This window comes from Lacticaseibacillus jixianensis, from assembly GCF_003946485.1.
Classification (GTDB): Bacteria; Bacillota; Bacilli; order Lactobacillales; family Lactobacillaceae; genus Lacticaseibacillus; species Lacticaseibacillus jixianensis.
This window is the reverse complement of the sequence record NZ_RHOJ01000012.1, coordinates 1-12758: the sequence shown is the minus strand read 5'-3', so window position 1 is coordinate 12758 and position 12758 is coordinate 1. Positions and strand designations below refer to the sequence as shown.

12 protein-coding genes are annotated in these 12758 nt (G+C 50.1%); 7 read left to right on the top strand and 5 right to left on the bottom strand.

From position 1 onward, the window contains the following. Positions 1-16: 16 nt before the first annotated feature. Genes EKM85_RS06225 through EKM85_RS06200 form a run of 6 tightly spaced genes read left to right on the top strand, consistent with a single transcriptional unit; the run spans position 17 to position 7402 of the window. The gene (locus EKM85_RS06225; RefSeq protein ID WP_056962982.1) at positions 17-409 is read left to right on the top strand and encodes a conjugal transfer protein; all 393 of its coding nucleotides are present in this window, start codon (positions 17-19) and stop codon (positions 407-409) included. Further along, positions 393-2858, top strand: a complete 2466-nt coding sequence (tcpF, locus tag EKM85_RS06220; RefSeq protein WP_125585414.1) for a conjugal transfer ATPase TcpF — start codon at positions 393-395, stop codon at positions 2856-2858. Before EKM85_RS06225 ends, tcpF begins: the two co-directional genes overlap by 17 nt. Continuing rightward, positions 2845-4947: a CD3337/EF1877 family mobilome membrane protein gene (locus EKM85_RS06215; protein WP_125585413.1), complete on the top strand. Its 2103-nt coding sequence runs from the start codon at positions 2845-2847 to the stop codon at positions 4945-4947. The genes tcpF and EKM85_RS06215 overlap by 14 nt, the downstream gene beginning before the upstream one ends. Next, positions 4944-5939 (top strand): bifunctional lytic transglycosylase/C40 family peptidase, encoded by a 996-nt coding sequence (locus tag EKM85_RS06210; protein ID WP_056962985.1) that lies wholly within the window; start codon positions 4944-4946, stop codon positions 5937-5939. The genes EKM85_RS06215 and EKM85_RS06210 overlap by 4 nt, the downstream gene beginning before the upstream one ends. A gap of 9 nt (positions 5940-5948) precedes the next feature. After that, on the top strand, positions 5949-6482 hold the full coding sequence (locus EKM85_RS06205; RefSeq protein WP_054714498.1) for a hypothetical protein: 534 nt from the start codon (positions 5949-5951) through the stop codon (positions 6480-6482). After that, positions 6479-7402 carry a conjugal transfer protein gene (locus EKM85_RS06200; protein WP_125585412.1) on the top strand — a complete coding sequence of 308 codons (924 nt, stop codon included), beginning with the start codon at positions 6479-6481 and terminating at the stop codon, positions 7400-7402. The genes EKM85_RS06205 and EKM85_RS06200 overlap by 4 nt, the downstream gene beginning before the upstream one ends. A 345-nt stretch (positions 7403-7747) precedes the next feature. Here the strand turns inward: EKM85_RS06200 and EKM85_RS06195 are convergent, their stop codons facing one another. Genes EKM85_RS06195 through EKM85_RS06175 form a run of 5 tightly spaced genes read right to left on the bottom strand, consistent with a single transcriptional unit; the run spans position 7748 to position 11020 of the window. Then, positions 7748-8206, bottom strand: a complete 459-nt coding sequence (locus tag EKM85_RS06195) for a hypothetical protein (RefSeq protein ID WP_125585411.1) — start codon at positions 8204-8206, stop codon at positions 7748-7750. Next, entirely contained in the window at positions 8196-8855 is a 660-nt protein-coding gene (locus EKM85_RS06190; protein WP_056962989.1) for an ABC transporter ATP-binding protein, read from the bottom strand. Before EKM85_RS06190 ends, EKM85_RS06195 begins: the two co-directional genes overlap by 11 nt. An 8-nt stretch (positions 8856-8863) precedes the next feature. Then, on the bottom strand, positions 8864-9520 hold the full coding sequence (locus tag EKM85_RS06185) for a hypothetical protein (RefSeq protein ID WP_056962990.1): 657 nt from the start codon (positions 9518-9520) through the stop codon (positions 8864-8866). Then, a complete protein-coding gene (locus EKM85_RS06180; protein ID WP_056962992.1) occupies positions 9517-10215 on the bottom strand; it encodes a hypothetical protein in 699 nt (232 codons plus the stop codon). The genes EKM85_RS06185 and EKM85_RS06180 overlap by 4 nt, the downstream gene beginning before the upstream one ends. Next, entirely contained in the window at positions 10208-11020 is an 813-nt protein-coding gene (locus EKM85_RS06175; protein WP_125585409.1) for a hypothetical protein, read from the bottom strand. The genes EKM85_RS06180 and EKM85_RS06175 overlap by 8 nt, the downstream gene beginning before the upstream one ends. A 1215-nt stretch (positions 11021-12235) precedes the next feature. On the opposite strand from EKM85_RS06175, the gene EKM85_RS06170 reads away from it, so the two are divergent. Continuing rightward, on the top strand, positions 12236-12634 hold the full coding sequence (locus EKM85_RS06170; protein WP_125585408.1) for an RNA polymerase sigma factor: 399 nt from the start codon (positions 12236-12238) through the stop codon (positions 12632-12634). Positions 12635-12758 lie beyond the last annotated feature (124 nt).

Genomic DNA, 12758 nt, shown 5'->3' with positions numbered 1-12758 from the left:
TACGAAAGGAGATCACATGAAGAAAGTCAGATCCTACACCAGTATTTGGTCAGTGGAAAAGGTGCTGTATGCCATCAATGACCTGCAACTGCCGTTTCCAATTACGTTTACGCAAATGACGTGGTTCATCGTCAGTTTGTTTGCGGTCATGCTGCTGGGCGACTTGCCGCCACTGTCATTCATTGACGGCGCGTTTCTCAAATATGTCGGCATTCCTGCCGGGCTAACGTGGTTCATGAGCCAGAAGACCTTCGACAACAAGAAGCCGATGGGATTCTTGCGGTCGGTGATCAACTACGCCATCACCCCGAAGCTCACCTATGCTGGTAAGCCTGTGAAGTCGCAGAAAGAGAAACAATCCGCTGCTGTGACCTACGTCTGGAGGTGCCACAATGAAATTTCCAATTAAGTATATCGAAGACAACCTCGTCTGGAACACTGACGGCGAGTGCTTTGCCTATTTTGAATTGATTCCGTACAACTACTCGTTTCTAAGCCCTGAACAGAAACAACAAGTCCATGAGAACTTTCGGCAGTTGATCTCCCAAAATCGCGACGGCAAACTTCATTTATTGCAGCTCGCCACCGAAGCCAGTGTTCGGGACACTCTCGACCGCTCGAAGAAGTTGGTCAAGGGGTCGCTGAAAGACATCGCCTTTCAGCACATCGACGGCCAAGCCGAAGCATTGACCGAAAACGTCGGGGACAACCAAGTGGACTATCGCTTCTTCATCGGCTTTAAGCTGTTGCTGAACGACGCAGAGGTCACCGCCAAGTCTATCTTCAAGGATATGTCGTTAGGCATCCGGGACTTCTTCGCCGAGTTCAACACAACGTTCGCTGGTGACTTCTTCACCATGAACAACGCCGAAGTGGAACGCTACGCCAAGTCCGCAAAGTTTCTCGCCGAGAAAATCGGTCGGCGCTTCAAAGTGCGGCCGCTCGACAAAAACGACTTCGGCTACCTGCTCGAACACCTCTACGGCATGACTGGGCAAGATTACGATGATTACGAGTATCACTTGCCCCGCAAAAAGTCTAAGCGCGACACAATCATCAAGCGCTACGACTTAATCAAGCCAACCCGCTCACTGATTGAGCAGCACCAACGCTCGATCAAGATCACCCACGGGCTGGATAGCAGTTACGTGACGTACCTGACCCTTTCCGATATTGTCGGTGAATTGGAGTTTCCCGGCAGTGAAATCTTTTATTTCCAACAAAGCCAGTTCGATTTTCCAATCGACACCAGCTTGAACGTAGAGATTGTGACGAACAAAAAGGCTCTGACCAAGGTACGCAACAAGAAGAAGGAATTGAAAGACCTCGACGAACACGCTTATCAATCCGGCAACGAGACGACCCGTGGGGTTAGCGACGCTTTAGATTCGGTCGATGAACTTGAAAGCAACCTCGACCAGACTAAGGACGCCATGTACAAAGTCAGCTACGTCATTCGCGTGGCTGGGCGATCCGAAGACGAAATGAAGCGCCGCGCTGATCAGCTACTCGACTTCTACGACAGCCTCAATATCAAGCTCGTGCGACCGTTTGGCGATATGCTGGGGCTGCACAGTGAGTTTATCCCAGCTTCCAAGCGTTACATCAACGACTATATCCAGTATGTGACCAGCGACTTTATTGCCAGCCTCGGATTCGGTGCCACCCAGTCCTTGGGGGAAAAAGAAGGAATCTACATTGGCTATAACGTGGACACCGGGCGCAACGTGTACCTCCAACCGGATATTGCCGCGCAAGGTATCAAGGGGACTGTCACCAATGCCTTATCCGCAGCCTTTCTTGGCTCACTAGGCGGTGGGAAGTCCTTCTCCAACAACTTGCTTGTCTACTACGCTGTTCTTTACGGGGCGCAGGCATTGATTCTTGACCCGAAGTCAGAACGTACCGGCTGGGCGGAGAACCTCGACTTTATGGAAGATCAAATCAACATCGTCAACCTGACCAGTGAAGAACAAAACCGCGGGCTACTTGACCCTTATATCATCTTGTCCAACTTGAAAGATTCGGAATCGCTGGCCGTTGATACCCTGACTTTCCTCACGGGGATCTCAAGCCGTGATGCCGACCGCTTCCCGACGCTGCGCAAAGCGATTCGCGCGGTAACACAAGCGCCCGAACCGGGACTGTTGAAAGTCATTGATGAACTACGCCGCGAAGACACGCCAATCGCACGCAACATCGCCGATCATATCGAATCCTTTACGGACTACGACTTTGCGGCATTGCTGTTCTCTGATGGAACGGCGCGTCGGACAATCGCGCTTGACCGCAAGATCAACATCGTGCAAATCGCAGACTTAGTGCTGCCGGACGCCGACAAGACGCAGGAAGAATACATCACTGCGGAAATGCTGTCCGTCGCCATGCTCATGATTATCAGTACCTTTGCCATCGACTTCATTCACCAAGACCGCGCCCAGTTCAAGATCGTGGACTTGGACGAAGCCTGGGCATTTCTCAACGTGGCACAAGGCAAAGCCCTGTCGATGAAGCTGATTCGTGAAGGTCGCTCGATGAATGCCGGGGTTTACCTCGTCACTCAAAATGCGGACGACTTGCTCGATGAAAAGATGAAGAACAACATCGCCCAGAAATTCGCGTTCCGCAGCACCGACATCACGGAAATCAAGAACACCCTGAACTTCTTTGGCCTTGATGCCGAAGACGAAGGTAATCAGAACCGGCTCCGTTCACTAGACAACGGGGAGTGTTTGTTCCAAGACATCTGGGGACACGTCGGCGTGCTGCACTTCGACTATATCTTTGAGCACCTACACCACGCCTTCGACACTCGGCCACCGAAACCCGTGGAGGTGATTGCTGATGACGAAAGCTAACCGTCGGCGGCTACTGCTGTTCCTCGGTGTTGTCGCGGCATTCATGTTGGTGTTGGTACTTGCTGGCGGTCAGCCGGTACACGCAGCGGGACTGGTAGACGATCAGTCTGGCGGCTCTAACGAGTATTCCAAGTACCCGTTGTCGCACTACCAGCTCGACTACTTTGTAGATACGAGTTGGGACTGGTTGCCTTGGAATTGGGGAGACGGTATCGGCAAATCCGTGAGCTATGGGTTGTATGCCATCACCAACTTCTTGTGGACACTTTCTGTCTACCTCTCAAACGCTGCGGGCTATCTGATTCAGCAAGCCTACTCGCTGGACTTCATCAAAGATACGTCTGACGCGATTGGGAAGAACATGCAGCTCTTGGCCGGGGTGTCAAAAGATGGCTTCACCACTGACGGTTTTTATCCCGGATTGCTCCTGATGATTACGCTGGTCGTCGGTATCTACGTGGCCTACACCGGCATCATCAAGCGCGAAACCTCGAAAGCCATTTCGGCGATCGTCAACTTCGTGGTGATCTTCATCACGTCAGCCAGCTTTATCGCCTACGCACCAGATTACGTCAGCAAAATCAACGAGTTCAGTAGCGACATCAGCACCAGCGCACTCAACACTGGCTCCAAGATGATTATGGGGACTGATACAGCCACCGATAAATCAGGCGTCGACGCGATCCGTGACACCCTTTTTGAAATTCAGGTGAAGCAGCCGTGGACACTTTTGCAGTTTGGCGACAGCGATGCTAATACCGTTGGCAAAGACCGTGTGAACACGTTGATGAAGACCGACCCGTTTGGCGACAAAGGCAAAACCCGTACCGACGTGGTGAAGGCTGAAATTGAAGACAACGACAACGAGAACCTCTCACCGACTATGACCATCAATCGGCTGGGTACTTCCACATTCGTTGTCCTGTTCAACGTAGCAATCACCTTGTTTGTCTTCTTCCTGACCGCGATGATGCTGTTCAGCCAGATACTCTTTATCATCTACGCGACGTTCCTGCCGGTGTCATTCTTGCTTGCGATGCTGCCCTCATTTAACGGCCTGATGAAGCAAAACATCATGAAACTTTTCAACACGATCATGACGCGAGTTGGCGTGACGCTGGTGATCACGATGGCGTTCTCACTATCGGCAATGGTCTACGGATTATCGGCCACCTCACCGTTCTTCCTCGTGGCCTTCCTACAAGTCACTATCTTCGCAGGTATATGGATGAAGCTCGGCGACCTGATGGGCATGATGCAGCTCCACAGCTCTGACGCCCAGCAAGGCGCACAACGCTTCTCACGTCGTGGTAACCGAATGCTTCGGCAGTTCGTCGGTAGTGCAATGGGTGGCGCGATGGCAGGGCGCTTCTTGTCGCGGGGCTATGGTAAAGGTCGCGGAATACCGCAAACACCACAACTTCCCGCTGGCACGCAACGCGAACAAACCACGGATGCTACCAAGCCGAAACAACCGAATAAGCCACGCAGCCAACGTCTGGGTGAAAAGCTCGCTGATGTGTCTGATATCGGCAATAAGCTCAAAGCCAAGACCAAGCGTGGCCTTGATCAGGTGAAGGATGCACCGACCAACGTTTTGTACGGCTTGCATCGTGGTAAGCAACTGACTAAGGACGCCGCCGAAACTGCGAAGGATAGCTTCAAGGGACGGCGTGAGGCTAATCAGCAAGAACGTGACAAACAGCTTGAACAGCGGCGTAAGCAAATGCAAGAACGCAAGCTCGCAATCAAGCCTAAAGCTGATCCTGAAAAGCCAAAACCAACGGCTACCAAGCCGCCGGTTGAACCAACTCGTAAGCCAACAACTGCCACACCAACCAAGCCAAAGCCCGAACAAACTGATACCAGTGGGCAACCTAAGCTTGCTGCCACGAAGCCAACATCAGCTCGGCCTCCACGTCCAGTCACGAAGCCGCAAGCAGAACCCACAATCACACCGCACCAAGAACCCACTCCGCCAACGGATAAAACCAAGAAACCACTGACCCTCGTTTCCGAAAAGCCAGCCAACCCACGCAACCCAAAGCCACAGCGGATCAAAAAGGCTAAGGGGCATAAGAAGCGATGAAACTATGGCGCTGGTTAGCTCTTGCCGCACTCCCTATACTGTTGATCGGCGGTCTGTTTTTTGCGGTCATTGCCTCTGATGACGACGAAGACCAGCCTGCCTCTGCGATCACAGCCGACGCGATGAACTTATCCGCTGAAGTTTACAAGCATAAGCTGACGGTCGAAAAGTATTGTAAAGAGTTCGGCATTTCAGACCAAATGATGGTGATACTCGCCATCATGCAGGTCGAATCTGGCGGCAAGGGTGGCGACGTGATGCAAGCTAGTGAATCGCTGGGACTGCCGGTCAATACGCTAGATACCGAAGCATCCATCAAGCAAGGCGTGAAATATTTCGCTTCGCTGTTAAAAAGCATGAAAGCTGCGGGCGTGGATCTCAACACTGCAATTCAAAGCTACAACTATGGTGGCAGCTTTATTGACTACGTTGCTAAGCACGGCAAAAAGTACACGCTTGAGCTGGCAACATCTTTTGCTAAAGAAAAATCTGGTGGTAAGAAAGTCACCTACACCAACGCGGTTGCTAAGGATGGTTGGCGCTATGCCTATGGGAACATGTACTACGTGTCGGTCATCTCGCAATACCTTGTCACAGGTGGTGCGAAATTCGACGACAAAACGGTGCAAGCGATCATGGATGAGGCGCTCAAATATCAAGGCACTCGCTATGTCTTCGGTGGCTCAACGCCAACAACGGGCTTTGACTGTTCCGGGCTGACCAGTTGGTGCTACGGCAAAGCTGGGATCAAACTCCCCCGCACCGCACAAGCACAATACGACGCCACGGCACACCTGAATATCAAAGACGCCAAGCCCGGCGACCTCGTGTTCTTCCACTCAACCTACGATACCGCCGACTATGTGACCCACGTTGGAATCTATGTCGGCGGCATGAAAATGTACAATGCGGGCGACCCGCTTGGCTATGCCGACTTGAACTCAAGTTACTGGCAAGCCCACCTGATCGGCGCCGGGCGTGTGAAGAAGTAGGTGAAGATAATGGATCAAAACGGTATCGGTTATTTTGACTGGATGGATCTCATCACCAACACCTATGACGATGCACTACAAAAAGCGCACGTCGATCTCAAATTCGGTGACAACCGTGCATTACGCAATAAGGAACTAGACTTTGCGTCAGGCGAATGGGAACGCATCAAGTTCTTCAAACAACGCCTACCCAATACTGACGACCTGTGCCACGTTCTCGACCGCTTCGTTGACCGGATGCCGGAAATGAAGTACGGGCACCGGCGCGAGTATCGCCTCGCTGTCGCGCATGAAGTAGCCGTTGATCAATGGCTCAAAGGCAAAGTGTTCGCCCCAGAAGACCGCAAGTATATCCTCGACCGCGAACGCTACTTGGCCGAAGAATATTTCAACAACGACCGTGAACTCGGTCAGTATATCGAAACCGACTATGAAGGCTACAAGCGAATCTCGCTGCAACGCCTGTTCGTGCGTTTTCTCGATATTTACGATGACTTTTATCGCTGCTACGAAATTAGAAAGGACAAGGTGAACGAACCTTGAGTAAAGACAAAACCCAAAAGAACGGCTGGTTCAAAAAGAAGCCAGCCGCGCCAAAGCCACCTAAAATTAAGCACCGTGGCTTGCGCCGTCCGGTCACACTGCTTTGCTGGGCAGTCTTGATCGGTAGCACCAGCTTCGGCGTCTACAAGAACATGACCGCCATCGACACCCACACGGTGCATGAAGTCCAAGTAATTAAGACCAAGGTGATCGACACGCATGCCTTGGCGACATTCACCACCGACTTCGCTAAGCTCTACTATTCGTGGCAACCCAGCCATGAAGCACTAGACCAGCGGCAGAAAGCTTTGCAGCCGTACCTCGTGGAGCAACTGCAATCCCTGAATGCAGACACTGTGCGTAGCGACATTCCCACCACGGCCAAGGTTAGTGAAGTTAAGGTCTGGGACGTGAGCAAGACAGCCAAAGACACATTCTGCGTGCTATTCACGGTGACGCAAGATCTCACCAAGGGCAAAGCCAAGAAGTCCGTGACCAGCACCTACACCATCAACGTCATGCAAAATGGCAACGGCGATATGGTGGTCACCAAGAACCCCACGATTGCGGCTGAACCGGCGACAGCACGAATCAAACTGCCAGATACGCAGTCGGACAACTCGGTAGCCAGCAGCACCGCAGACGACGTAACTAAGTTCCTCAAAACTTTCTTCGCTTTGTACCCGAAAAGTGATCGCAACGAACTCAAATATTACGTCAAGGACGGGACGCACCCAATCGAACGGAACCTCAAGTTCGTGAAACTCCTCGATCCTGTCTTCAAGCAGACTAAGAGTAGCCTGACCGTTACCTTGTCTGTGAAGTACCTCGACACTGACAACGATATGAGCCAAGTCTCGCAATACACTCTGATTCTTTCCAAGCAAAGCAACAACTGGATTATTACCAAAGGTATATAGACAAAAATAAGCTGAAAATTCAATCCCGATTGTTTGCGGATTGAATTTTCAGCTTTTTGCGTTGCGTCTAGGTGTTTGTTGTTTGTTATCAATCAATGCAAATATTAACAGAATTCACAACAGCGAGGCCCGAAGACTTTATCACCATAAATTCGGACCTTTTATTGATGAAACTTTTCATGACGATGGCTACGAGGTTGATCAAGGGTGGTTTGGATCAACGAATTCCATCAGCTCACCTCTCATAGACTGCTGCGCGATGTGACCCAGACGCTTCGTCGATAATTTTGATGTTCTAATCATCGATGTCGGTATGCATCATGTTTTGGCTTTGGTTAAAGTCGATCACTCTTGAAAGTATAAGATTCGATATCGGCCGTGCTTAACATTTATGGCAATCGCCAGCTGATAGGTTGGCCGATGCGGGGCGATATTGGTGGCGACGGTAATCCGGTTGGTGCCTGGGGTTAAGTCATGCGTGACTTTCCCGTTGATTGTCGGATCCAGAAATTGATTGGGCTGATTGTTCGGGCCTTCATACAGATACCAATGCGCCAGCGATAAGCGGCTGGCAGCGCGAGTGTGAAGCGTTAAAGTTGCCCGAAAGTGGCCGTGGGTGAGGCCTTGGTGGTGGAGGGTGAGGGTCTGTTGGTCGTTCAAGGCAATCGATTGGTGCAACGGCACGTTGCGGGTGTGGATAGCAAAGCCTTGATACAACACCGTGACTTGATGCTGATGCCAACACAATGCGGCGCTTACACCGATGATTGCGCAGATTATTACCAGCGAACGTTTAGTCGGCATGACACGCCTCCGTGCGGACGATTTGCCCGTCGCTGAAGTAGAAGATCTCATCACTGACGGCTTTGAGGAAGGCGGCATCGTGGCTAGACACCAAGACGGTCTTGCCGCGCGCTTGCAAGTCTTTGATCAAGGTGATCATGAACTGTTGTCCGTCCTCATCTAAGGCGTTGGTGGGTTCATCGAAGATCACTATCGGATGGTCACCGATGAGTGCAACGGCGACAAGCAGGCGTTGGCGCATGCCCAGTGAATAGTCTTTGACTTTACGCGGATCAGTGGGCGACAGACCAACCAGCGTCAGCAATTCATCGATGCTGGTCGCCTGATCATTGCCAGCAAGCAGTGCTAACAGCGCGAGATTTTCGCGACCATTTTTGTTGGGCAATACATTGTACTCAGACAATGCGAAACCGATGCCTGGAGCGAACAGTGTATCTTTGCGAATAATCGCGCCGTTGACTTGAACTTGACCACTGGAAGCCTTGGCAAATCCCAGAATCGTTTTGAAGGTCAGGGTCTTCCCAGAACCGTTAGGCCCGCTGAAACCGTAGATGCGGTGGGCGTAGATGGTCAAGTTGATGTCGTGTAAGACGACGCGGTGATGAAATTGCTTGGAAACATGACGTAATTCGATCAATGGATTGGACATAAGACACCTCATCGCGCATCAGTGCGCATGAAATCGAGTTGATACAACTGTGTCGTGGAGAAGAAAGCCGCCACGGCTACCAGCACGAGTGCCAGCAGGGTCTGTGGCCACGAAACTTGAGGATAGCGGCTGGCCATCAACGCCGATAAAAGTGGGAAGTGGTTGCAGGCGACGGTGATGATCAACAGGCCCAAACTGCCTAAGAGTGCGGCAATCGGACCGGCGAAAAGTTGGGCGAGGCTGTATGCCTCGGTGATGACAATAGTGAGCAACAAGACCGTAAGGCTAAAGCCGAGAGCCTGCCAGCCGGAAGCCAAGACGAACCAAACTCCCCAAAAAGCCAAGTCGCTTGCAGCCACGAGGACTTGGATGGTTGCCAAGTAGACACGCAAGGAGACGTGGCTAACCAAGGGGTACTCGACTTTGAAGAGGCGCGTGGCGGCATCACCGACCACCATAAGTGGTGACATGACCAGAAACAGCCAAGTCAACGGCATCGTGAAGGCCCCACACTGAATCACTCCGGAGAACAAATCAGTGAAGGATTGCCGTCGAGCCAAGAGGAAGACAACAGTGGTCGTCAAGAGCATGGTGCCTCGGATTTTGACCGCATCACTGTACAGCCTGACGTTGCGCCTAAATAGTGGCCACAAGCGCGCGATCATGATAACCACGCTTTCATCAAACGGGGTTGTAATTGATAAAGCAACAGCAGATAGCCGAGATAGAGACAACTATCTAAGACCAGATCGAATCCGTAATGTGGACTGGCCAAGGCAATGCCATGGGTCAAAAAAATTGAATTGCCGCACCACTGCCACAGGCTGTAATCGATTCCGACCATCACGGTAAACACAGCCGCGGCAATGAGTTTATTAAACATGATGGTGAGGTAGGCGAGGACGCTCCAAATCCACAACAGGCCGAGCAAATGGCGAATGAGCAACAACCCACCAAGCACTATATTAGATCCGTCAAAGACGAAAAATCGTGGGTTGGTGAGTAGTACGAGGGTGCTGGCAGCGACGAAGACGAGCATAAATCCAATCAAGGGTTCGAAGAGGCCTGCGAAAACGAAGCGATTCAAGCGGTGGGTGTTGGCTAACCGATATAACTCTTGGGCGGTCGGCTGCTGGAATAAGATCAAGACGAAAATCGTGAGCGCAGGCAAGAAGAAATACAGTTGATTGTGCGGACTCTGCAAGGCCATGAGCGCCATTTGAATGATGCCCGCGGCGGGTCGATCTGGTGCCCGCATTTGCACCACTGTCGCATAGACAATACTGCCGATCAACAAGACGAACAGGACCTGTAAGCCGTGGTAATTGCGTTGTCGGCGTAGCCGAACGAAATTATACATACACCCGCCGCCTTCCTGCAATCGACCCGAGCGCTGATAAACCGCCAATTGCTATCACAAAGCCTGTGATTGTTGCCGAAAAAGTAGGGATATAGGCGGGACTGCACCCGATGCAAAGCAACACAGGAGAAAAAGCAACATGTGGCATTGCGTTGGACAACACGTTGAGCATCATCGTTAAGGTGAACCCAAGGCCCAATGCGATGAAGCGATTGTCGACAAACAACGACACCACCGCACTGAGGAGGCCGAACATGCCTGCGACCGCACCGGCTAGCAAAATGTAGAAGCCTACCAAGGCCAAAGGGTTGGTGTAATACAGTGAGGCGAAGTAAGTCGTGTCCGGTAGCAGCGGCATGTTAGCATTGAGGATCGGATTCGGCGTGATATGAGGAAGGAAACACCACACCCCGATGAAGTCGATCAACAGCGGAACGACGATGGTCAACGCCCCACCAATGAAACTGACGCCTAAGTTGGTCAGTAGGTAATGCTTCAAGCACCGGTATTGCACGATATGGGCGATAAAGCCACTGCGTGCGTCTTCACCGATGATCTGAGCGACAGACAACGTGCTCAACAACGGTAAACTGAGAAACAATGCGATCGTCCAAGGATTGGTGTTGAAGCTGATCCATTGTGTGTAGGGCGTGAATAGGTATTGATTACCGTCCAGATGTGCGACCAGTCGTGGGAGGATCGTTGCCAAATGCGCCAACACTAAACTGACCCCGATTAACATGCCCCAAAAGTAATGTAATTGTTTGATTCTTGCATACCAATATTGATGCATATCAATGTACAAAAGCCTTTGCCAACGATATAGACCAGTTTTATGACCGGCACGGTATATACATATGGCACAGCCGTCTCCCTTCATAAGCTTAATTTAACAAATTTTTGCGAAAAGTCAAAACACATTTGTATTATATCATTGTTGGGAAGGTCGTTGACGATAGGCTTGATAATAATTTTCGGGCCGAAATAGGAGGACGATGTTAATGCTAACGGGGCAAAGATTTTCGAAGGGTTTGACGGCAATATTGCTTGCGCTTGGATTGATGGGATGGGTTGGAACGCAGACTGTCTTTGCAGAGGATGTTACACGTGTACACTTCGAATTCCGATGGAACAATCCAACTGATTGGAGTTGGAATCAAGTTAAGAATACGAAGAGTGGCTATGCTCTCAAGTCGAATACAGTAACAGTTCCATGGTATTCAGCGAATGCATGGGGACACTCCTATTTAGCCGGGGGCACTGGAAACACTGACGTTTCTGATGGTCACACGTATCAGGTACATGCGAATACAACGTATAACATGTACAACATGTTAGTCGAATGGTATGGTACTGGAAACAATGCATTCATTCATGCGTGGTCATATTCGAACGGGGCGGGATGGGGATACTGGCATGCCGATCACTAAACTGACTTGTCAGTGAGCACTTAGATAATTGATTGAATTGAGATTGAAAAGAACTGTCAAGGATCTGAATTGCAGTACGTCATTTGGCTTTGTGCTTACGTTGTTCCCTGTTCATACTCCAGAATCCTGCCATACTAAGTCGCTATAAAAATAGCCTTCGATATACTTTATGCACACGTTTACTACGTGCATACTAAGAGTATATTGAAGGCTATTTTATTTCAGGACGTGAATATTCATGCAATTTGCGAGTGAAAAAGAGAAAGGTACACGTCAACAGTAAGTGGGGAATGACCAATCGCGCCTAAAACTTGAAAACTCAAGTTTCGGTTTGTTCTCGTTATTCAGGCAGCATTCTGCATAACGCCTTTTCACATATACCAATTATAGTACAATGCTCCTACCGATAAAAAATTTCGAAAGGAACTAAAAAATAACGAATCGACGAGTATGCATAATACCGTCGATTTTTTTGTCTCCTTTTCACCCAATGTAGCTTCAACAAATAAAGCTGGGAATCGCTTTCATTTCGGCACTCAAAAGTTGTCTGTATATGTGTAATCAATTACAAATTTACAGGAGGGCAACCCATGAGTAGTGAACAAGAAGTGACGCGCATGTTTATCAATTATGTACGACAATCACTGAAGAACGAACGGATCAATCGTCACAAGGTCAAGAGCCATCGAATCAAAGAAACACTGCTGGAAGATTGGCTGATTGAAGAAATTGAAGACCCACAACCTCTTGAAGAGCCCAATCTAACTCCAAAAGAAGTCAGTAAGCTGGAAAATTTCATTGAAAACGAACGTCTTGCCATGTCGGTTGCAACGCTTTCTATGCCAGATAAGATTGTGCTGTATCAATATTACTATAATGAGCTGACAGATGCTGAAATAGGCGGGCGTTGCAACAGAACCAGCCAGGGAGTGAATTATCGTCGGCAACGAGCACTGAACCGACTTCGAACGGTATACAAAAATTTATAATGGATGCGGAGGAGTATTCAATGCATTATACAGAGATCGATACTCTTCCCCAGTTTACAATTCAAGTGCAACACCCTGACGACTAGACCAAAAAGGCCATGAAGACCTATTCTTGTTAGTGCTA